Here is a 20944-nt window from a genome sequence, read left to right on the forward strand (position 1 = left end):
GCGGGCGCCGTCGCTCAGACCCGCTCGAGAACGAACCGCTCACGGCCGACGGCGGCACCCACGGCGACCTGCGCGAGCGGAACGGCGAGCAGAACGAGGAGCGACAGCATCCACTGTCCGTCGATGCCGTGCAGGGCCCCGAAGACCGGTGGCCCGAGGGCGGCGAAGAGGTAGCCGACCGACTGCGACATGCCCGAGAGAGCCGATGACGCCACCGAATCGCGCGCGCGCTCGGCCATGAGGGTCAGCGACATGTTGAGCGAGGCTCCGGCACCCAAGCCCGCGAACAACGCCCAGGCGGTGAGCGCATCGGGCGCGACGAGCAGCCCCACGACGCCGACGACGGTGGCGAGCGGAAGCGCGGCGGGCACCCACCGGCGGGCCCGGCCGCGCAGCAGGAGGGGCACGAGAAGCGAACCGACGACCGTCATGATCTGGAAGATCATGGTGTCGAACCCGGCGGCGACGGCCGTGCGGCCGTGCGAGACGGCGAACGGGGCGAGCCAGGTCACGAGCATGTAGAAGAACGCCGACTGCAGCGCCATGTAGGCCGCCACGAGCCAGGCGACGGGATCGCGCCAGATGCCGGTTCCGCGCCGCCGGGTCGCGCCGTCCGTCTGGGGCGGGCGCGGGGTCGGGGGGTGTCCGGCCCGTCGGCGCGTGTCGGCCATGGCCCACATCCACAGCGCGATGGCGATCGGCAGCAGAGCGGCGGTGCTGGCGAGGGCGACACGCCACCCGTCGGCGCCCCCTCCGGCGGCGAGCGAGACGGGTACGACCACGCCCGACGCGATGGCGCCGAACCCTCCGAGGAGCGCGGTGTACAGGCCCATCATGAGCGGTACCCGCGTGCCGAAGTCACGCTTGATGACCGCGGGCATGAGCACGTTCGCGACCGCCAGGGCCGCGCCGATGAAGATCGTACCCAGCCACAGGTTCACGCCCGACCCGGGCCAGGAGCGCCACGCGGTTCCGACCCCCAGCGCGATGAGCGAGACGAGCACGACCCGCGACATGCCGAAGCGGGTCGAGAGCGCGTGGGTGGCCGGCGACACGATGCCCCAGGTGATGAGCGGTACAGAGGCCAGCGCGCCGAGAGCGGCGGTGCTCGTGCCCTGGTCGTCGGCGATCTGGTCGAGGAGCGGCCCCACGCCGGTGATCGTGGTGCGCATGTTCGCCGCGATGACGCACACCGCGCAGATGAGGAGCGCGATGCCGAGACCGCGGCGGGCCGGAGGACGCGGCGGAGAAGTGGTCACGATCGTCGGACTCTACCCCGGGTGGGGCGGATGCTGCGCCGGGTTCGAGTGCGCGTCATCCGAGCCCGGTCTCGAACGGCCACCCGGTGTAGGCCTCGGCGAGGTAGGTGCGCCCCGCTTCGGATTCGATCACCGAACGCAGCTCGCCGAGCTGTCGACGTCGGTCGAATTCGGTGGCGTCGGGGGTCGAGTGCAGCATCGTCGTCATCCACCACGAGAAGTGCTGGGCCTTCCAGATGCGGCGGATCGCGGTCTCTTCGTAGGCGTCGAGCGGGCGCTCGTCGCCGCCCCGCAGCAGCTCCACGAGAGCACGGTGCAGCAGTACCACGTCGGCGATCGCGAGGTTCATGCCCTTCGCGCCGGTCGGCGGAACGGTGTGGGCGGCATCGCCCACGAGGGCTGCCCGCCCGCGGCGCAGGTGCGGCGCGACGAAGCTGCGGAACCGCAGTACGTCGCGCTGGAAGATCGGACCCTCGGTCAGCGTGGTGCCGGGCACCCTCATTCGCAGTTCGTCCCAGATCTGCGCCTCCGAGAGCGCCTCGGGGTCGGTCTCGGGATCGCACTGGAAATACATGCGCTGCACGGTGGCGCTGCGCTGACTGATGAGCGCGAAACCGTCGGGGGAGTTGCTGTAGATGAGTTCGTCCGAGCTCGGTGGCGCTTCGCAGAGGATGCCGAACCACGCGAAGGGGTACTCGCGGAACAGATCTCCCCGCGTCCCTTCGGTGACCGCCGACCGCACGGCCGACCGAGATCCATCGGCACCCACGACGAAATCCGCCTCGATCTCGAACGGGCGGCCCTCAGCATCCGTTCCAATTACCCGCGGTCGCGTCGTGGCAGCGTCATCGACGCGTTCGACGGTGGCTTCGAGGCGCAGGTCTTGGCCCGCTGACAGGCGCGCGGCGACCAGGTCGCGCAGCACCTCGTGCTGGGGGTAGAGCCAGACGCTCCGGCCCACCAGCGAGGGGAAGTCGATGCGGTGCCCTTCGCCGTCGAACCAGAGCTCGATACCGTCGTGCCGGTTGCCGTCGGTGAGCACCCTCGTCGAGGCGCCGGTTTCGACGAGCAGATCGACCGTTCCCTGCTCGAGGATTCCCGCGCGGATGGTGTTCTCGATCTCTTCGCGCGAGCGCCGGTCGACCACGACCGATTCGATGCCGGAGGCGGCGAGCAGGTGCGACAGCAGCAGGCCGGCAGGCCCCGCCCCCACGATCGCGACGCGGGTGCGTTCGACTCGGGTCATGGCGTCTCCTTCGACGTCTCCTCGCGGTCGGCGAGGTGCGGATGCTGTCGACCACTCTGACGCGACCGGCGCCCATCGCCGCGGTCATTCTCACCTGATGGGAGGCTCGGGCGGGCCGAGCGGTGTCAGGCGAGGATGAGCTCGATCTCGGGGTGATCGGCGAACACCTCGAGCACGACGTCGAAATAGGTCGCGCCCCGACCCGCCTCCAGGTCTTGCAGCAACGAGCGGAAATGCCGCGCCGAGTACGTCTCGGGATGGCGCAGCTTCTCTCGGTAGTACTCGATGGTGGCGGCGGGCCCGAGCGCGCGGCGGCTGGTTTCGTGGTCGTTCCAGACGACGCGCACGTCATCGGCGCCGTGGAGCGCACCGAACCCGCCGTGAAGCAGGTCGTTCAGCGCATCGAGGCTGGCACCGAGCCGCCAGTCTTCGCCCGTCATGAACACGCGGTTCAGCTCGTCGTAGAGCGCACCGATGTCGCGCACCGCCCCGCCGTCGATGGTGAAGGTCGTCATCCTCCCAGCTTGGTCATCGGGTGCCGCTCGACCGAATCGCACCGCGATCGAAAAACTTCTTGACCTGGGCGGCTAATGCCCTTAGCTTAAAGCTATGACACTTAGCCAGCCCACCAGCCCGACACAGTTCCTCCCCCTCGACGGCGGCACCATCGCCTACGACCTGACCGGCGAAGGCCCGCTGGTCGTGCTCGCCCACGGCATGGGCGACAGCCGAAACTCCTACCGTTTCATCGTTCCCGCCCTCGTTGCGGCGGGGTATCGCGTCGCCAACGTCGACATCCGCGGGTGCGGCGAGTCGAGCACCGACTGGGCGGGGTACAGCCGCACCGACATCGCCGGTGACCTGGTCGCGCTCGTCCGCCATCTCGGTGGCCCCGCGGTGATCGTCGGCCAGTCGATCAGCGGCGGTGCCGCGACGATCGCCGCCGCCACCGCGCCCGAGCTGATCGTCGGTCTCGCAGAAATCGCCCCCTTCACGCGCAAGCAGTCCATGGACTTCGCCGGACTCCTGCGGGTCAAAGCGCACCGGGCGGGCACCGTCGAGCTCGCGAAGGTCATGATGACCGGCAGCCTGAAAGCGTGGCTGGCCTACCTCGACCTGGCGATCCCCGCGAAGCCCGCCGACTGGAGCAGCGAGCGTGCGCGGATCGAAACCGCTCTCACCCGACCCGAGCGGATGCGGGTGCTGCACGCCATGACGAAGACCACCCCCGCCGACGCCGGCGCCCAGTTGGCGAACGTGCGGTGCCCCGTGCTCATCGTCGAGGGCAGCGCCGATCCCGACTGGGCCGACCCGCGGGCCGAGGGTGAGCGGATCATCGCCGACCTCCCGACCGGACTCGGCGAGCTCGCCGTCATCGACGGCGCGGGCCACTACCCGCACGCCGAGACCCCCGACCGACTCGTCGCGGTGCTTCTGCCGTTCCTCGCCAAGACCCTCGCCCCGACGATGCCGGCCGGCGATGCCTAGGGCCGGTCTCGATGCGGCGGTCGTCACCGAGGCCGGGGCCTGCCTCGCCGACGAGATCGGCCTCGACCGGCTGAGCATGATCGCCGTGGCCGACCGGCTCGGGGTGAAGGCCCCCTCGCTCTATAAGCACGTCGACGGTCTGGCCGCCCTCACCCACCGCATCGCCGTCCTCGGCGCGACCGAAGTGGGCGACACGGTGCGCGACGCCACGCAGGGCCGTGCGGGCGGGGAGGCTCTCGCCGCCGCGGCGCAGGCGCTCCGCGCCTACGTGAGCGCGCATCCCGGACGGTACGCCGCGACGACCGGCGCGCGCGCCCGGGACGCCGACGATCCGTTCGCGCCGGCGGTCGAGCAGACCCTCACCGCCCTCGCCGCCGCGTTGCACGGCTACCGGCTCGCCGCCGACGACCGCGTCCCCGCACTGCGGATGCTGCGCAGCATCCTGCACGGCTTCGCCACTCTCGAGGCGGCCGACGGTTTTCAGCTGAACACCGATGTCGACGACAGCTTCGCCTGGGCCATCGAATTCATCGATCGGGGCCTCCGCGCGAAGAGGGCGGCGTAGCCACTCCCCGTCAGACCGCCACCGGAGCGCGGGGCCGTCGCCCGGGCTTCGAGGTTCGGCGGCTTCCCCCGGTAGCCTCGCCGGAGGAGGACGCGATGACCGACGGGGTGCTGCGACGGGCGATGGGCCTCCTCGGTGCGTTCACCGAAGACGATCCGCAGCTCACCGCGAGCCAGCTCGCCGAACGCTCGGGGCTCGCCCTCTCGACGGTGCACCGGCTCATCGCGATGATGCTCGACGAGGGGATGCTGACGCGCACCCCCGGGCATCATTACGCGGTCGGCGCCCGCCTGTGGGAGATCGGCGAACTGTCGCCGCTCGCGGCGCAGCTGCGCGAGACGGCGCTGCCGCACATGGTGCGGCTGTACGAGGCCACCGGCGAGAACGTGCACCTCGCGGTGCTCGACGACCCGACGCCGGCCGCCGCATCCGCCATCTTCGTGGGCCGCATCACGGGACGCGCCTCGGTTCCGACGATCAGCCGGAGCGGCGGGCGGCACCCGCTCCACGCGACCGGGGTGGGCAAAGCGCTGCTCGCCACCCGCGACGATCCCTGGCTCGACGACTACCTGGCTGCGCCGCTCGAACTCGAGACGCGCCTGTCGATCACCGACCCCGTGCATCTTCGCGCCGATATCGAGCGTGCGCGGGCGCGGGGGTACGCGACCACCCGCGAGGAGATGACCCTCGGCAACTTCTCCGTCGCCGCCGCCCTCGGCTCGGTGCCGGGGCTGCCCCCGGCGGCGCTCGGCATCGTGGCGCATCTGGGCGAGGCCCTCGACGAGCGCCGTCTCGCCCCTCTCGTGATGCAGACCGCGAAAGACCTCACCCGCGCTCTCCGGCACCCTGAATCTCACTGAGCCCTCCGCGCTCCCGATGCCCTGAGCCCTCCCGCCCACCCTCTGTCTGCCCTGATCCCGCATGCACCCTCCCCTGTCGCAAACGGTGGGACGACCTCGCCATTCGTGACAGGGGAACGAGGCGCGCGGCGTTTCCCCTGTCGCAATCGGTGGGACCAACTCGCCATTCGTGACAGGGGAGCGAAAGCGGCGGCGGTGCGGTCAATCTCGCTGAGTGGGAATTCGGATGCTGCGCAGGTCGCATCCGGTGCGACCCTGAGCAGAACCCACCCGTCTGGATCGTCGAAGGAGACACCATGACCGCTCCCGAAGCCGAGTCGCGCGGCGACGAGGCATTCGCCTCGAGCGTCGTCCTCGAGCCGACGGCCGCCGCGCCGGAGTCGCTGCTGGCCTCGCCCGACATGCCGACGCAACGCGAGATCACGGCCGAGATCGCCGCCCAGCACGCCGACGCCGAGGCGCGAGAGCAGTCCGGCGAGTCGCTCCCGCGGACGCTGATCGACTTCGCGCCCTACCGCTCGAGCGTCTTGCGCCACCCCACGAAGAACCCCCGCCTCGTCGACCCCGAGACGATCGAGCTGTTCTCACCGGCGTACGGCCAGCGCGACGTCGCGGCGATCGAGGCCGACCTCACCCTGCAGCACCGGGGCGAACCGCAGGGCGAGCGCATCACCGTCACCGGTCGCGTCCTCGACAGCTGGGGCCGCCCCCTGGCGAATCAGCTCGTGGAGGTGTGGCAGGCGAATGCCGCCGGTCGTTACATCCACCAGAGGGATCAGCATCCGGCCCCTCTCGATCCGCACTTCACCGGCGCCGGCCGCACCGTCACGAACGATGCGGGCGAGTACTCGTTCACCACGATCAAGCCGGGCCCCTACCCGTGGAAGAACCACGTCAACGCGTGGCGTCCGGCACACATCCACTTCTCGCTGTTCGGCTCGGGGTTCACGCAGCGCGTCATCACGCAGATGTACTTCCCCGGAGACCCGCTCTTCGCGCTCGATCCGATCTACAACACCATCCGCCGCCAGAGCGACCGTGACCGTCTGATCTCGGCGTACGACCACGACCTCACCGTGCCGGAGTTCTCGATGGGCTACCGCTGGGACATCGTCGTCGACGGCCCGGATGCCACCTGGTTCGAGCCCGAGGGAGAGCACTGATGACCGACACGAGCAACGCCCGCGCGCGACGCGGCGCACCGCCCCTCGAAGCCACGGCCGGGCAGACCATCGGCCCGTTCTTCGCCTTCGGATTGCAGTACCCGAAGATGCACGAGGTCGCGTTCCCCCATTCGCCCGGCGCGATCGTGGTCGGGGGCACGCTCCTCGACGGAGCCGGCGCGCCGATCCCCGACGCCTGCATCGAGATCTGGGGCGCCGACACCGACGGCTCTGTCTCTCGCGAGCGGGGTGCGCGGCGCCGCGACGACCACACGTTCACGGGGTTCGGGCGATCGTTCACGACCGACGAGGGGCGCTTCGAGTTCTGGACCCGCAACCCGGGCGCTGCCCCGGGTAAGGCGCCGTTCTTCGCGGTGGTCGTCTTCGCGCGGGGCCTCCCCGACAAGCTGCACACTCGCATCTACCTGCCCGAGAACGCCGCAGAACTCGACGCCGACCCGCTCCTCGCCTCCCTCGACGAGGGCGACCGCGCTACGCTCATCGCGACCCGCACGCCCGAGGGTCACCTCCGGCACGACATCCGGCTGCAGGGCGAGAAGGAGACCGTCTTCCTTGCCTTCTGACCCGCCCCCCTTCGACGTCGGCCTCCTCTCTCCGGTGAGCGCGGGGCATGACGAGGCGGTGTCGGATGCTGCCGTGCTCGACGCGCTCGTGGCCGCCGAGGTCGGCCTCGTACGCGCGCTCGCCGCGGTCGGGGCAGCCCCCGCAGATATCGCCGATGAGGTGTCGGGGGCGCTCGGATGGATCGACCGGGGGAGCGGATGCCGCGGGCACGGCCTCCAGCCGGCTGCCCTCGCCGCGGCGGCCGTGGGCGCCGGAAACCCGGTGGTCCCGCTCGTGGCGTTGCTGAAGGAACGGGTCCCCCCGCGCACACGGGAGTGGGTGCACCGCGGAGCGACGAGCCAAGACATCCTCGACAACGCGCTGCTGCTGGTCTGTCTCGGGGCCGCCGGCCGGGTGCTCGCCGATCTCGAGCGCGCCGACGCCGCGCTCACGGCGTTCGCCGAGACCAACCGCGACGTCGTGGCCGCGGCCCGTACCCTCACCCAGCACGCGGTGCCGACGACGGTCGGCGCGCGCGCGGCGGCGTGGGTCCGCGGCATCCGCCGTGCCATCGACCGGCTCGCGGCCGCGCGGGGCGAACTCCCGGTGCAGCTCGGCGGGGCCGCGGGCACCCTCGCCGCCTTCGTCGCCGACCTCGGCACCGCGCGGGCGGCCGCTCTGCCCGCCGCCTACGCCGTCGAGCTGGGGCTCCGGCCGGCGGACGACCCGTGGCACACGACGCGCTGGCCGGTCACCGAGCTCGGCGATGCGCTCGTGCAGGCGATCGACGCCCTCGGCGTTCTCGCCACCGACATCGCCACGCTCGGCCGCACCGAGATCGGCGAACTGGCAGAGGCGAGCGGCGGCGGGTCGTCGGCCATGCCGCAGAAGGCGAACCCCGTCGCCTCGGTGCTGATCCGCTCGGCAGCGCTCCGCGCACCGCAGCTCGGAGCGACCCTGCATCTCGCCGCCGCGCTCGCGGGCGACGAACGGCCCGACGGGGCGTGGCACGCCGAGTGGCCCACGCTGCGCGAGGCGCTGCGTCTCGCCCTCGGGGCAGCTGCCCACGGTGCGACCCTCGCCGAGGGGTTGAGGGTCGATCGCGACGCGGTGGCCCGCAACCTCGCCCTCACGAGTGGCCTGATCGTGAGCGAGCGCCTCGGGATCGCGCTCATCCCTCTGATCGGGCGCGAGAGGTTCGCCGCGCTGATCCGCGAGGCCGCAGGCGGCGCCGACCTCGGCGATCTGGTGCGCGGGCTCGACGAAGCCGGTGGGCTCGACATCGACGATCTGCTCGACCCGGCCGCCTACACCGGACTCGCAGGCTTCGCGGTCGACCGCCTCGCCGGAGAGGGTCGGCCGTGAGCGTCCCCGTACTCGCGTCGACCGTGCCCGTCGGGCCCGCGGATGCCCCCCTCCTTCTCCTCGGCCCCTCGCTGGGCACGTCGACGATCCTGTGGGAGCACGCCGTCGACGCCCTGGCCGCCACCCATCGGGTCGTCGCGTGGGATCTTCCGGGGCACGGCTCCTCGCCCGCAGCATCCGGCCCCTTCACCGTCGGCGAACTCGCCGACGCGGTGGCCGGGCTCGCGCGCGGGATGTCTGACCGGCCGATCCGCTACGCGGGGGTCTCGCTCGGCGGAGCCACCGGCCTCGAACTCGCGCTCCGTCACCCCGACCTCGTCGAAGCCACTGCCGTCATCGCTTCGGGCGCGCAGCTCGGCGACCCCGCGTCGTGGCATGCGCGAGCGGCCCAGGTGCGCGCGCAGTCGACGTCGTCGGTCATCGCGTCGTCGGCCGGACGCTGGTTCGCGCCCGACTCCCTCGCGCGCGACCCCGAGCTGACCGGTCGCCTGCTGCACGCCCTGCAAGACGCCGACGACGAGAGCTACGCCGCGTGCTGCGAGGCGCTCGCCGCCTACGACGTGCGCCCGCGCCTCGGCGAGATCGCCGCGCCGGTGCTCGCGGTGTGGGGCGAGCACGACCAGGTGGCCCCCGAGGCCAAAGCCGACGAAGTCGCACGGGGCGTCCGCCACGGCCGCAGCATCCGCATCGCCGACGCCGCGCACCTGCCACCGGCAGAGCAGCCCGACGCGGTCGTGTCGGCGCTGAACGAGTTCTTCCACCGCATCGAGGGGGCCGCATGACCACGCCGAACCACGGCTCGAGCGACGCCGAGCGGCATGCCCAGGGCATGCGCGTGCGGCGCGAGGTGCTCTCCGACGAGCACGTCGATCGCGCGGTCGACCGGACGACCCCGTTCACCGCCGACTTCCAAGACCTCATCACGCGCTACGCGTGGGGCGACGTCTGGTCGCGACCCGGGCTCGACCGGCGATCGCGTTCGATCGCCGTGCTCACGGCGCTCATCGCGCTGGGCCACCACGAAGAGCTCGCGATGCACCTGCGCGCGGCGCTCCGCAACGGTCTGACCGCCCCCGAGATCTCCGAGGTCATCCTGCAGTCGGCCATCTACTGCGGCGTCCCGGCGGCCAATACGGCGTACCGGATCGCCTCCGAGGTCTTCGCCGAGGGCTCCGCATGATCGACAAGGTTCTGGCGGATGCCGCAGACGCCGTCGCCGGCATCACCGACGGTGCGACGGTCATGATCGGCGGCTTCGGTCGCGCCGGGCAGCCCGTCGAGCTGATCGACGCACTCATCGCGTCGGGTGCGAGCGGGCTGACGATCGTGAACAACAACGCCGGCAACGGCGACACCGGGCTCGCCGCGCTGCTGGCGGCGGGACAGGTTCGCAAGATCGTGTGTTCCTTTCCGCGGCAGTCCGACTCGTGGGTGTTCGACCGGCTGTACCGCGCGGGCGAGATCGAACTCGAGCTCGTCCCGCAGGGCAACCTCGCAGAGCGCATCCGCGCGGCGGGCGCCGGGATCGGCGGTTTCTTCTCGCCCACCGGCGTCGGTACGCAGCTCGCGGAGGGCAAAGAAGAGCGCGAGATCGACGGGCGGCGGTACGTGCTCGAGTACCCGATCCGCGCCGACTTCGCCCTGATCTCGGCGCTCCGGGCCGACCGGTGGGGCAACCTCGTCTATCGCGAGACCGCGCGCAACTTCGGCCCCATCATGGCGACCGCGGCCGCCACGACCATCGTGCAGGTCGACGAGGTCGTGCCCCTCGGCGACCTCGACCCCGAGACCGTGGTGACCCCGGGCATCTTCGTCGACCGGGTCGTCGCGGTCGGCGAACGGCGCTGGCTGCGCGGCGGAGAGTTCGTGGGGGGCGTCGACCTCGAGGGTCGCCCGCTCGTCGACACCGCCGAGGAGGCGTCATGACCACCCGCATCTCGCGCAACGACCTCGCGGCGCGCATCGCCGCGGACATTCCCGAGGGTGCGGTCGTGAACCTCGGCATTGGGGCCCCGACGCTCGTGGCGAACTTCCTCCCGGAGGGCGACGAGATTCTTCTCCACACCGAGAACGGGCTGCTCGGCATGGGCCCGGCTCCCCGAGCGGGTGAGGTCGACCCCGACTTGATCAACGCCGGCAAGCAGGCCGTCACCGCCCTCGCGGGCGCGGCCTACTTCCATCACGCCGACTCGTTCGCGATGATGCGCGGCGGCCACCTCGACGTCTGCGTGCTCGGCGCATTCCAGGTCGCCCAGAACGGCGACCTCGCCAACTGGTCGACCGGTGAGCCGGGCGCGATCCCCGCCGTCGGCGGCGCGATGGACCTCGCGATCGGAGCGAAAGACGTCTACGTCATGACCGATCTGCTGACGAAGGCGGGTGAGCCCAAACTCGTCGCGTCGTGCTCGTACCCGCTCACCGGCGTCGGGTGCGTGTCGCGCGTGTACACCGACCACGCCGTCTTCGACGTCACGCCCGACGGGTTCGCGGTGCGCGAGCTCTTCGGCGACAACACCGTCGTATCGCTCGAAGCGATCCTCGGACTCTCCCTCACGCCCGACCCGAAGGACTGACCGTGCCGAGCACCTGGATCTACGACGCCGTTCGCACCCCCTTCGGCCGTGCGGGCGGAGCACTCTCCGGTGTTCGCCCCGACGACCTCGCCGCGGTGGTCATGGCAGCATCCGTCGCACGGACCGGCCTCGACCCGGCGCGCATCGACGACGTCATCTTCGGCGACGCGAACCAGGCGGGCGAAGACAACCGCGACGTCGCCCGATTCGGTGCCCTTCTCGCCGGGTTCCCGTCGAGCGTTCCGGGGGTCACGGTGAACCGCCTCTGCGGTTCGTCGTTGGAGGCCGTCATCCAGGGGTCGCGCGCGATCGAGACCGGCGACGCCGACATCGTGCTGACGGGCGGTGTCGAGTCGATGAGCCGGGCGCCGTTCGTGGTCGAGAAGTCGACGAAGCCGTTCCCCGCCGTCGGCAACCCGACGATGTGGAACACCGCGATCGGGTGGCGCATGGTGAATCCGCGCCTCCGGAAAGACTGGACGATCTCGAACGGCGAGTCGGCCGAGAAGCTCGCCGGTCTGTACGACATCACCCGCGCACAGCAAGACGCGTTCGCCCTCGCGAGCCACCGCCGAGCCGCGGACGCGTGGTCAGCGGGTGTCTTCGACGGCGAGATCGTGCAGGTCGAGGGTGCACCGTTGGATCGCGATGAGAGCATCCGCGAAGACACCACGCTCGAGAAGCTCGCCGGGCTCAAGACGCTCTTCGCCGCCGACGGGTCGGTCACGGCCGGCAATTCGTCGCCGATCAACGACGGGGCCTCGGCCGTGCTTCTGGGAGCGGAGGGGGCGATGGATGCGGAACCCCTCGCCCGCATCGCGGGGCGGGGCGCATTCGGCAACGACCCCGACGTGTTCGGCATCGCGCCGGTCGAGGCCGCGAACCGGGCGCTGGCCCGTGCCGGCCGCACCTGGGCCGACGTCGATTTCGTCGAGCTGAACGAGGCCTTCGCCGCGCAGTCGCTGGCCTGCGCGAAGCTCTGGACCGAGCTCGACCCCGAAAAGCTCAACATCCACGGCGGAGCCCTCGCGATCGGTCACCCGCTCGGTGCTTCGGGCGGCCGGGTCATCGGGCGTGCCGCGCACGAACTGGCCCGACGCGGCGGCGGTGTGGCGGTCGTCGCGATCTGCATCGGTGTCGGACAGGGCCTGGCGGTCGTCCTCGAGCGCTGATCCCCATCGCGCCCGAGCGCACGGCCCCACGCCGTGCGCGCTCGGCGAGAACCCGTGCGTTCGGCGCGCAGCCCGGCCCGGCCGCTCGGCCTACGCTGGAAGCACCCCCCTGCTCGCCTCGACGGAGAAGAACCGTGTCGCCATCCGTGCTCGCCCCCGCCCCGGGATGGCGCATGTGGCTGGTGTGGGCGGTGGGCCTCGCCGGCTACATCCTGTCGGTGACCAACCGCACCTCGCTGTCAGCGGTGGGAGTGGATGCCGCGACCCGCTTCAACGCGGATGCCTCGGCCCTGTCGATGTTCGCCGTGATCCAGCTGGCGGTCTACGGCGGCATGCAGATCCCGGTCGGGCTGCTGCTCGACCGGTTCGGCGCGCGCCCCGTGATGACCGTCGGGATGGTGCTGATGGCGGCCGGGCAACTCGTCATGGCCTTCGCGTCCGACGTCGGCATCGGCATCTTCGCCCGCGTGCTGCTGGGAGCCGGTGACGCGGCGATCTTCCCCGGGGTGCTCCGCGTGATCGCCACCTGGTTCCCGGCGCAGCGCGCGCCGTTCCTCGTGCAGATGACCGGCATCATCGGCCAGCTGGGGCAGATCGTCTCGGTCATCCCGCTGGCGGCGCTTCTGCACGCGACGTCGTGGAGCGTGGCGTTCGGCGGTCTCGCCGGTCTCGGGATGCTGTTCGCCGTCCTCATTTTCGTGATCATCCGCAACCGCCCGCCGAGCCGCGCGGCCGACGTCACGGTCGACACCGACACGGGCGCCATCACCGTCGTGCGTTCCTCGGCGGATCTGCGTCAGGGTTTTCGCGAGGCCTGGGGTCACCCCGCGACGCGCCTCGGATTCTGGTCGCACTTCACGCCCCCGATGGCGGGCAACGCCTTCGTCATCCTGTGGGGCTTCCCGTTCCTCACGGCGGGCGAAGGCCTCCAACCAGCGCAGGCCTCCCTCGTGCTCACCGCGTTCGTCCTGTTCGGCATCGTCATCGGCCCGGTGATGGGCGCGCTGTCGAGTCGGCACCCGATGCGTCGGTCACGGATGCTGGTGCTCCCCTCCATCGCGCTGCAGGTCGCGGCGTGGGTCGCGGTCGCCGCCTGGCCGGGGCCCGCACCCCTGTGGCTTCTGCTGGTTCTGGCGTTCGCCATGGGCACCGGTGGTCCGGCGTCGATGATCGCGTTCGACCACGCGCGCGCCTACAACCCCAGCCATCGCCTCAGTACGGCGACGGGCATCGTGAACGGCGGCGGATTTCTCGCGGGGCTCCTCGCGATCCTCTTCATCGGCATCGCGATGGATCTTCAGGGCGCGGGTACCCCCGCCACCTACTCGCTCGACGCGTTCCGCATCGCATTCCTGACCCAGCTGCCGCTCTGGCTGCTCGGCACCATCTTCATCCTCGTCGAGCGCAAGCGCACCCGCATCCACGTCGGTCTCGACCAGCCCCGTCGCGGCCGCTGACCCGCGGCCCGGACCCCGCCGGAGCCGCGAAACCGCTTCTGCGCGACGAGACCCCGGCAGAGAACCAGGGTGTCGCCGCGCAGAAGCGGTCTCGCGAATACTGCTCGGGAGGCCTCAGACCGCCAGGCGGGGGTAGTCCGTGTAGCCCTCGGCTCCGGCGCCGTAGAACGTCGCCGGGTTCGGCTCGTTCTCGGGATGGCCGCCCTGCCAGCGTGCGACGAGGTCGGGGTTGGCGATCGAAAGTCGCCCGACGGCGACAGCATCCGCGTTTCCGCGAGCCACGAACTCGGCCGCTTCGTCCTTCGTCGTGAGCTGACCGAAGCCGCTGTTGGCGATGAGCACGCCACCGAAGCGGGCACGGAGGTCTTGCACGAGCTCACCGTGGGGCTCGGCGTGCAGCACGCTGAGGTACGCGAGGCCGAGGGGCGCGAGGCCGTCGACGAGGGCCTCGTAGGTGGCGCGCACGTCGGCCTCGTCGGTCTCGACGACATCCTGGATGTTGTGCGCCGGCGACAGGCGGATTCCGACGCGGCCCGCGCCCACAGCATCCGCCACCGCCGCCGTGACCTCGATCACGAACTTCGCGCGTGCCTCGGGTGAGCCGCCGTAGCCGTCGGTGCGCTGGTTCGACACCGGCGAGAGGAACTGGTGCAGCAGGTAGCCGTTGGCGCCGTGCACCTCGACCCCGTCGAGACCTGCGTCGATGGCGCGTCGGGCTGCGGCGACGAACTCGTCGCGCACCTCGGCCAGCTCCGCCGTCGTCAGGGCATGCGGAACGGGAAACGCCTTCTTGCCGTCTGGCGTATGCACCTCGCCCTCGATCGCCACGGCGCTGGGCGCGACGATGCGGTCGGTTCCGGTGATGTCGGTGTGCGAGACGCGCCCGCCGTTCATGAGCTGCATGACGATGCGTCCGCCTTCTGCGTGCACGGCCTCGGCGACGGCCCGCCATCCCGCGGTCTGCTCGTCGGTGACGATGCCCGGCTGACCCCAGTACGCGCGCGACTCGGTGCTCGGGTAGACGCCCTCGGTGATGATGAGGCCGTGCCCGGCGCGCTGGGCGTAGTGCTCGGCGACGATGTCGCCGGGAACGCCGTCGGCACCGGAACGCGTGCGCGTCAGCGGTGCCATCACCACGCGGTTGGGCAGGTCGAGGTCGCCGGCGGAGAGCGGGGAGAACAGATCCATGGGTGTCCTTTCGGGGGGAGCTATCGACGCGTGGTCCACGGCCGACCCCCTGCCCAACGGCACGCTCCTCGCGCCTATTCCTGCCTGACAATTCGCCCAGACGTTCGCCCTGCGGAGCGAACGGCGGTCGACACCCTTCCCCCGACTACTCGTTGAGGAGCTCGACCTCGGCGATGTGATCGAGGCGGTCGAGGAGGAGTACCCCGTCGTTCGTCATCGACGCGATCGACCACGAGAAGACGAGCAGGAAGAGCATCGAGAAGAACAGCACTGACACCACTCGCCGGTCGCGCCGCACGGTGATGACGAGCGCCGCCGCCGCGCTGAGAACCGCGATGGTCTTCCCCGCCACGGCGCCGAAGGCCATGCGCAGGGCGGTTTCTTCCGTCAACGGCCCCCCGGGGAAAGCCGCGAAGGCCACGATGATCGGGGCGAGCACCACGCCGAGCAGCAAGATCGTGGCACGGTTGAACCGTCTCGGCGGCCGACGATCGATGGGGAGTCGTTCCGGCGCCAGTGCGGTCATGGCCCCGACCTTATCCCGCTGCCTCCGGGGGCGCGAGGGATGCGCCCCCGAAGACAGCTCCGGCGAGGTTGTCAAGGGCCGCATGATTGTGGGCGGCCGGTGGCAGTGTCACTACTGCAACGCGTGCGGTACAAGAGATGGTCGCGATTCGGGTCCGACATCTCTGCTGGTGCGCGGCGACCCCTGCGGTGGGTATTCCTGCGGGGGTCGTTCTGCATTGAGGGGCGAGGAGCGGATGCTGCGCCCCGCCGCCTCAGTACGCGACGCTGACGTGCGCCCGACGGTGGGCGGGGGTGTCGATCTCGTCGAGGATGGCGAGCGCGAAGTCGGCCCCGCTGATCGCCGAGACACCGGCCTCGTCGAAGAAGGCGACCTCTCCGCCGACCCGGTAGCGGCCGAGTGCCTCGCCGGGCACGTAGGAGCCGAACTGCTGGGCGGGGGAGAAGAAGACCCAGTCGACCGTCTCCGGTCCCGAGATCAGCTCGGAGAGGATCGTGTTCATCTGCTTGGCCTCGGCGGCGAACTGCGGCGGAATGTCGTCTCCCTCCGCGAAGCGGGGTGCGCCCTCCTCCGGACGGAGCGAACTGAAGCCGCCGACGACCGCGATGCGCTTGCCCTGCTCGCCGGCGAGGGCGGCGAGTTCGCGGTCGACCTCGACGATGCGGCCGTCGAGCTCGCCGCGCGGCGAGAGCGTCGAGATGACGACGTCGGCACCGGCGACGGCGCGAGCACGCACGTCGGCGTCGAGCAGGGAGCCCGTTTCGTAGGTGACGCCGGCGATGCGGGCGTCGGAGGTGGGCTCGTTGCGGCTGTACGAGACGACGTCGTGGCCGCGTGAGGCTGCCTCGCGGACGATGTGGCTGCCGGCGAAGCCGGTTCCGCCGAGGACGGTGATTCGGGTCATGGTGTTCCTCCGAGATAGTGCGTGGATCGGTGTGTGTCGCTACGCTAAATCCGATAGTCACTTTTCGGAAGTAGGCACTTCTTGGTAACCATGGCCGGCGCGCGAGATTCCGCGGCAAAGACCGAGTTCACTCTCGACGACCTCGATCCGTACGCGGAGGGTTGCCCGAGTCGTCGGCTGCTCGACCGCATCGGCGATCGCTGGACGGTGCTGATCATCGGCACGCTCGGCGAGGGCCCCCGCCGCTTCTCCGAGATTCGCCGCGCCGTCGCCGGCATCTCGCAGAAGATGTTGACGCAGACGCTCCGTGGGCTCGAACGCGACGGCCTCGTCACGCGCACGGTGTACGCCGAGGTTCCCCCGCGCGTCGAGTACGAACTGACCCCCGCCGGTGAGACGCTGCGGGAGCCGTTGAAGGCGCTCGAGCGCTGGTCGATCGAGCACTTCGGGCAGGTCGCCGAGTCGCGAGACCGCTACGACGGGGCGCGCGAATGATCTGACGCGAGCGAGCGGTGGGCCGCTAGACGGGCTCGGTGGTGCGGATCAGCCCGCAGTTGATGCACGACCACGCGACGAGGAAGCGCTCGTCGTCGAGGATCTCGAACTGCAGCACGTCGCCGCAGGTGGGGCACACACGCGGGTCGGCGACGGGGGCGGTCACGTCGCCATCACGTAGCGCATCGCCACCGCGCCCGACTCGAACTCCGTGCGGCCCACGAGCGTCAGATCCAGAGGCTTCGATAGCCCCGCCAACAGCATGGGTCCGTGGCCGGCCACCGTCGGGTGCACGATGAACTCGTACTCGTCGATCAGTCGCAGCTCGGCCAAGGCCGTCGGCAGCTGCACTCCGCCGACGAACAGTCCGTTGCCCGGCGCGTCCTTGAGGCGTTGCACGGCTTCTCGGAGGTCGCCGCGCAGAAGCTCCGCGTTCCAGTCGAGGTCTTCCCGCGTGCTCGAGACGACGTACTTCTTCGCGGCGTTCATGGTTCGGGCGAACGGCTGAGTCCACTCGGGCATCTCGTCGGATGCGGGTGGACGCCACGCACTCTCCATCAGCTCGTACGTCTTACGTCCGAGCAGCAGGGCATCGGCCCGCCCGATGCTCTCCGCCGCGTACCGGTGGCCCTCTTCACTGGCTACGCCGGCCCGATGGTCCACGCATCCGTCGAGCATCACGTTGATGGAGTACCTCAGCGGCCGCATGTTCGAACGGTACTGGCGCGCAGGCCGGAACGAAAGAGCGGTCGGCGAGCGCCGCCCGTAGGATGGTCGACTCATCCGTCGCGGAGGCATACCGGAGCAATGACAGACGCATCTCGCATCGACCGCCTTTCGCTGTCTGTCGGAGGGCTCGCGCGACCGGAGTTGCTGCGAAGGCTGGCCGGCCAGGGGGTCCTTCTGAACCCGCACGCCGAGACGCTGCTCGACCACGCGATCTTCGAAGAGCAACCCGTGCGGCAGGTCGTCGTGGCCGAGCGCACGGTCGGCGACCTGGGGCTTGTCGGCGGTGCGACCCTGGGTGAGGTGTTCGACCGTGCGCGGACGCGGGGTCTGATTCTGTGCCCGGCGGACGCGGGACCCTATCTGCGGATGGCATGGAAAGACCAGGCGCCGTCTGCCGACCGGGTCGTGTCGTCGGGGAGGGCGCCCACCGCATCCCTCACGGTCGCCGCGGAACCGCTCAGCGAAGACGACGACTATCCGAAGGGTTTCTACCTTCGCGTCGTCGAGGGGAGACCATGGCTTCGCGGGTACCGGTGCGATGACGAGCACGTCTGGTCACCCGATGACCGTTTCGCCTTCTGCCTACCCCCGGTGGGCTTCTGATTCCTGCGGGGGGCTGCCCAGAGCCTTCGCGAGGAAGTGGTCTGCGTAGGGGGAGTCGCTGAAGGGGGCGACCGGTCGGTACCCGGCGCTCTCGTAGAGGCGGCGGGCCTCCACGAGGTCGTCGCGGACGGTCAGCCGCAGCAGGTGCAGCCCGCGGTGGGCTCCGGTTGCCTCGAGCTCGCGGAGCAGGGCGTGCCCTCCGCGTCTCCCGCGCGCCACGGGGTCGACGAAGATGCGGGTGAGTTCCCCGACGCCGGGCTCGACGACGCGAACGCCGCCGCACCCGACCACCTGCGCTCCATCGCGGACGACGACCAAGAACCCCGTCGCGCCTCGGAGGTCGCTGCTGGGCTCGTCGAGCATCACTCGCGCCAGCTCCGCCGGAGTCGGCGGCCGGCCCCGCCGGCGGGCGACGATGTCGGTGAAGAACCGGCTCAGGACCGACTGCGCGTCCGGTGAGCCCGGATCCGCGAGGCCGAAGGTCAGCGGGGCTCTCGCCTCGTCGCCATCCGGCGTCGATCCGCCTCGTGGGGAATGTGAGCGCATGGGCACCGCCGGTGGACCGCCCGTGGGCGGAGGGGATACGAGGAGGGGAGGGGCTTTTGCGGGAATCGCGCCCTCCGCCCACCGTATGCCCTCCGCCCGGCGGAGGGGTCGGTGATCATCGGCGAGTGGCGGCGCGCGATCGCAGCCACCTGACCCGTGCGGCGAGCTGCCCGGCCTGAGTAGTCTGTGCAGCAGCCGGCCCGACGGTCTGCGGCAGGAGGCGCACGCGTGCTCACAGACATTCTGACGGCCCTGCTCGCCGTCGCTTCAGCCCTTCTCGTCGGGTTCGTCGCGCGGCGCATCCTCGAGACGCCGGTGGGATGGCCGCGCAGCCTGGTCGTCGGTCTCCTCGTCTTCAGCATCGGGCTCCCCTTCGCCAACTGGACGCTGGACCAGTCCGGTCTGCTCGTCGACGAACGCGCCCGTGACACCGGGGCCGCCCTTCTCGCGCTCGGGGTCGTCGCCCTCTCGATCGCGTGGATCTTCGCGCTCGGACTCGCCGTTCTCGTGGCGCTCGAAGCGATCTTCCCGACGCGACCGCTCCCGAACCCGATCGAGGTCGTCAGAGGGGCGATCCGCCAGCGCAAACGCACGCGCCGGTACTTCCAGATCCTCGCCATCGCCTCGCGGCACGGCGCCGGGTGGCTCATCCACGGCACCTCGCGGGTAGAGCACGAGTCGACCACGAGCGAGCAGCGTGCGCAGGCGCTCGTCTCGACCATCAATGATTCGGGCGTCACTTTCATCAAACTCGGGCAGGTGCTCTCGACCCGGCGTGACATGATCCCCGAGCCCTACATCTCCGCGCTCGCGTCGTTGCAGTCGAGCGCGACCACCCTCCCTTGGGAGACGGTGGAGACGGTGATCCAGGCCGAGCTGGGCCGACCGATCGCCGAGGTGTTCGCGTCGATCGACCCCACGCCCCTCGCCGCAGCATCCGTCGCCCAGGTTCACACCGCGCGCCTCGTCGACGGTGCCCCCGTGGTGGTGAAGGTGCAGCGCCCCGCGGCGCGCGCGCAGGTGGAGGCCGATGTCGACATCATTCTGCGGCTCGCCCAGCGCGCCGAACGGCAGACGCGGGCGGGCAAAGACCTGCGGCTCGAATCGGTCGCACGGGGGTTCACCTCGACCCTGCTCGAAGAGCTTGACTACCGCGTTGAGGCGCGGAACATGGAGATGGTCCGCACCGCTCTCGCGCTGATGGCCGCCACCGACGGCGGGGGCGAGGCCGTGCTGTCGATTCCCGCCGTGCATGCGCACGCCTCATCGACACGGCTGCTCACGATGGATCTCGTCGACGGTGAGCCGCTCAGCCGCGCCGGCGCCCGCCTGGAGCGGATGACGGCCGAAGAACGCGACGCGCTCGCGCTCGGTCTGATGACCTCGGTGATCGAGCAGATCCTGCTCTACGGCGTCTTCCACGCCGATCTTCACCCCGGCAACGTCATCCTGCGCGCCGACGGAACCCTCGGACTCATCGACTTCGGAGCGATCGGGGTCATCGAACGCAGCCAGCGCGAGCACATGACGGCGCTCCTCCTCGGCGCGCTGACAGAGGACGACGTGATCGCCAGCGATGCCCTGCTACTCGTCGTCGACGTGCCGCCCGACGCCGACCTCGATGCGTTCCGACACGACATCGGCACGGTGCTGACGTCGGAGCGCTTTCGGCCGGCGGGCGAAGGATCGATCTTTTCGCGCATGGTCGATGTCATCCGAGACCACCGCATCGCTCTTCCCGGCGACCTGGCCTCGGCGTTCCGCAGTTTCGCGACGTTGGAGGGCTGCCTGCGGGTTCTCGTACCCGATTTCGATCTGATCGGGCGGGCGCTTCCCGTGGTGCCGCATCTCGTGCAGAAGCTGGCGTCACCGGAGAAGCTGGCGCTCGACGCGCAGGCCAGTGGGGCGCTCGCCGCCGTGAGGACGAAGGCCCTGCCGCAGCGCCTCGAGTCGCTGATGGCGGGCATCGAGAACGGCACCGCGGGCCTGCGCGTGCGGTCGTCCCGTGACGAGGCCGAAGACGGGATGCTGCGCGGTATCGCGTCGCACGTCGTGGGCGCGCTGGTGTCGATCACCGCCGTCGTACTCGCCGTGGTGCTGATCGTCACCGACGTCGGCCCGCAGTACGCCGGGGGTCTGGGGCTGTTCGATCTGCTCGGGGCGACGATAGGCCTCTTCGGATTCCTCGGACTCCTGCGCGCCGTGCGGCAGCTGTTCGTGAGACCGCCGCGCTGACGAACC

At 70.7% G+C, this 20944-nt stretch carries 24 protein-coding genes; 15 read left to right on the plus strand and 9 right to left on the minus strand.

Going from position 1 to position 20944, the window contains the following annotated elements:
• Positions 1-14: 14 nt before the first annotated feature.
• The 3 genes from ACFXQA_RS06225 to ACFXQA_RS06235 all read right to left on the minus strand — a co-directional run bounded on the left by ACFXQA_RS06225 (position 15) and on the right by ACFXQA_RS06235 (position 3020).
• Positions 15-1259, minus strand: a complete 1245-nt coding sequence (locus ACFXQA_RS06225) for an MFS transporter (protein ID WP_394518929.1) — start codon at positions 1257-1259, stop codon at positions 15-17.
• A 55-nt stretch (positions 1260-1314) separates the two neighbouring features.
• Positions 1315-2505 (minus strand): 4-hydroxybenzoate 3-monooxygenase, encoded by a 1191-nt coding sequence (locus ACFXQA_RS06230; RefSeq protein ID WP_394518930.1) that lies wholly within the window; start codon positions 2503-2505, stop codon positions 1315-1317.
• 125 nt (positions 2506-2630) lie between these two features.
• The gene (locus ACFXQA_RS06235; protein ID WP_394518931.1) at positions 2631-3020 is read right to left on the minus strand and encodes a barstar family protein; all 390 of its coding nucleotides are present in this window, start codon (positions 3018-3020) and stop codon (positions 2631-2633) included.
• 94 nt (positions 3021-3114) lie between these two features.
• Here ACFXQA_RS06235 and ACFXQA_RS06240 point away from each other — a divergent pair, with 94 nt between their 5' ends.
• From ACFXQA_RS06240 to ACFXQA_RS06295, 12 genes are all read left to right on the plus strand, one after another.
• Complete coding sequence (locus tag ACFXQA_RS06240; RefSeq protein WP_394518932.1) at positions 3115-3993, plus strand: alpha/beta fold hydrolase; 879 nt, start codon at positions 3115-3117, stop codon at positions 3991-3993.
• Positions 3986-4558 carry a TetR/AcrR family transcriptional regulator gene (locus ACFXQA_RS06245; protein WP_394518933.1) on the plus strand — a complete coding sequence of 191 codons (573 nt, stop codon included), beginning with the start codon at positions 3986-3988 and terminating at the stop codon, positions 4556-4558. Before ACFXQA_RS06240 ends, ACFXQA_RS06245 begins: the two co-directional genes overlap by 8 nt.
• A gap of 95 nt (positions 4559-4653) precedes the next feature.
• Complete coding sequence (locus tag ACFXQA_RS06250) at positions 4654-5418, plus strand: IclR family transcriptional regulator (RefSeq protein WP_394518934.1); 765 nt, start codon at positions 4654-4656, stop codon at positions 5416-5418.
• 296 nt (positions 5419-5714) lie between these two features.
• Positions 5715-6581 carry a protocatechuate 3,4-dioxygenase subunit beta gene (gene pcaH / locus ACFXQA_RS06255; RefSeq protein ID WP_394518935.1) on the plus strand — a complete coding sequence of 289 codons (867 nt, stop codon included), beginning with the start codon at positions 5715-5717 and terminating at the stop codon, positions 6579-6581.
• Positions 6581-7165 carry a protocatechuate 3,4-dioxygenase subunit alpha gene (pcaG, locus tag ACFXQA_RS06260; protein ID WP_394518936.1) on the plus strand — a complete coding sequence of 195 codons (585 nt, stop codon included), beginning with the start codon at positions 6581-6583 and terminating at the stop codon, positions 7163-7165. The genes pcaH and pcaG overlap by 1 nt, the downstream gene beginning before the upstream one ends.
• Positions 7166-7199: 34 nt before the next feature.
• Positions 7200-8510, plus strand: coding sequence for a lyase family protein (locus ACFXQA_RS06265; RefSeq protein WP_394518937.1), 1311 nt, complete (start codon positions 7200-7202; stop codon positions 8508-8510).
• Positions 8507-9292, plus strand: a complete 786-nt coding sequence (locus ACFXQA_RS06270; protein WP_394518938.1) for an alpha/beta fold hydrolase — start codon at positions 8507-8509, stop codon at positions 9290-9292. The genes ACFXQA_RS06265 and ACFXQA_RS06270 overlap by 4 nt, the downstream gene beginning before the upstream one ends.
• On the plus strand, positions 9289-9690 hold the full coding sequence (gene pcaC / locus ACFXQA_RS06275) for a 4-carboxymuconolactone decarboxylase (protein ID WP_394518939.1): 402 nt from the start codon (positions 9289-9291) through the stop codon (positions 9688-9690). Before ACFXQA_RS06270 ends, pcaC begins: the two co-directional genes overlap by 4 nt.
• Complete coding sequence (locus ACFXQA_RS06280; protein ID WP_394518940.1) at positions 9687-10436, plus strand: 3-oxoacid CoA-transferase subunit A; 750 nt, start codon at positions 9687-9689, stop codon at positions 10434-10436. The genes pcaC and ACFXQA_RS06280 overlap by 4 nt, the downstream gene beginning before the upstream one ends.
• Positions 10433-11083 (plus strand): 3-oxoacid CoA-transferase subunit B, encoded by a 651-nt coding sequence (locus tag ACFXQA_RS06285; protein ID WP_394518941.1) that lies wholly within the window; start codon positions 10433-10435, stop codon positions 11081-11083. The genes ACFXQA_RS06280 and ACFXQA_RS06285 overlap by 4 nt, the downstream gene beginning before the upstream one ends.
• 2 nt (positions 11084-11085) lie before the next feature.
• Positions 11086-12255, plus strand: a complete 1170-nt coding sequence (locus ACFXQA_RS06290; protein WP_394518942.1) for a thiolase family protein — start codon at positions 11086-11088, stop codon at positions 12253-12255.
• A gap of 173 nt (positions 12256-12428) precedes the next feature.
• Entirely contained in the window at positions 12429-13712 is a 1284-nt protein-coding gene (locus ACFXQA_RS06295; RefSeq protein ID WP_394519086.1) for an MFS transporter, read from the plus strand.
• Positions 13713-13826: 114 nt separating this feature from the next.
• On the opposite strand, the gene ACFXQA_RS06300 is transcribed toward ACFXQA_RS06295, so the two are convergent.
• The 3 genes from ACFXQA_RS06300 to ACFXQA_RS06310 form a co-directional block, all read right to left on the minus strand.
• Positions 13827-14900 carry an alkene reductase gene (locus ACFXQA_RS06300; RefSeq protein ID WP_394518943.1) on the minus strand — a complete coding sequence of 358 codons (1074 nt, stop codon included), beginning with the start codon at positions 14898-14900 and terminating at the stop codon, positions 13827-13829.
• A gap of 145 nt (positions 14901-15045) precedes the next feature.
• The gene (locus ACFXQA_RS06305) at positions 15046-15426 is read right to left on the minus strand and encodes a hypothetical protein (RefSeq protein WP_394518944.1); all 381 of its coding nucleotides are present in this window, start codon (positions 15424-15426) and stop codon (positions 15046-15048) included.
• Between the two features lie 253 nt (positions 15427-15679).
• Positions 15680-16330, minus strand: coding sequence for an NAD(P)-dependent oxidoreductase (locus tag ACFXQA_RS06310; protein WP_394518945.1), 651 nt, complete (start codon positions 16328-16330; stop codon positions 15680-15682).
• Positions 16331-16420: 90 nt separating this feature from the next.
• Between ACFXQA_RS06310 and ACFXQA_RS06315 the strand changes: the two genes are divergently transcribed.
• Positions 16421-16825 carry a winged helix-turn-helix transcriptional regulator gene (locus ACFXQA_RS06315; protein WP_394518946.1) on the plus strand — a complete coding sequence of 135 codons (405 nt, stop codon included), beginning with the start codon at positions 16421-16423 and terminating at the stop codon, positions 16823-16825.
• A 25-nt stretch (positions 16826-16850) separates the two neighbouring features.
• On the opposite strand, the gene ACFXQA_RS06320 is transcribed toward ACFXQA_RS06315, so the two are convergent.
• Positions 16851-16991 carry a hypothetical protein gene (locus ACFXQA_RS06320; protein WP_394518947.1) on the minus strand — a complete coding sequence of 47 codons (141 nt, stop codon included), beginning with the start codon at positions 16989-16991 and terminating at the stop codon, positions 16851-16853.
• The gene (locus ACFXQA_RS06325) at positions 16988-17533 is read right to left on the minus strand and encodes a dihydrofolate reductase family protein (protein WP_394518948.1); all 546 of its coding nucleotides are present in this window, start codon (positions 17531-17533) and stop codon (positions 16988-16990) included. The genes ACFXQA_RS06320 and ACFXQA_RS06325 overlap by 4 nt, the downstream gene beginning before the upstream one ends.
• Before the next feature lie 99 nt (positions 17534-17632).
• Between ACFXQA_RS06325 and ACFXQA_RS06330 the strand changes: the two genes are divergently transcribed.
• Positions 17633-18157: a hypothetical protein gene (locus ACFXQA_RS06330; RefSeq protein ID WP_394518949.1), complete on the plus strand. Its 525-nt coding sequence runs from the start codon at positions 17633-17635 to the stop codon at positions 18155-18157.
• On the opposite strand, the gene ACFXQA_RS06335 is transcribed toward ACFXQA_RS06330, so the two are convergent.
• On the minus strand, positions 18137-18703 hold the full coding sequence (locus tag ACFXQA_RS06335; protein WP_394518950.1) for a GNAT family N-acetyltransferase: 567 nt from the start codon (positions 18701-18703) through the stop codon (positions 18137-18139). The genes ACFXQA_RS06330 and ACFXQA_RS06335 overlap by 21 nt on opposite strands.
• Before the next feature lie 228 nt (positions 18704-18931).
• Here ACFXQA_RS06335 and ACFXQA_RS06340 point away from each other — a divergent pair, with 228 nt between their 5' ends.
• Entirely contained in the window at positions 18932-20938 is a 2007-nt protein-coding gene (locus ACFXQA_RS06340) for an ABC1 kinase family protein (RefSeq protein WP_394518951.1), read from the plus strand.
• The last annotated feature ends 6 nt before the right edge of the window (positions 20939-20944 follow it).

It is taken from the genome of Microbacterium shimangi, from assembly GCF_043556445.1.
Classification (GTDB): domain Bacteria; phylum Actinomycetota; class Actinomycetes; order Actinomycetales; family Microbacteriaceae; genus Microbacterium.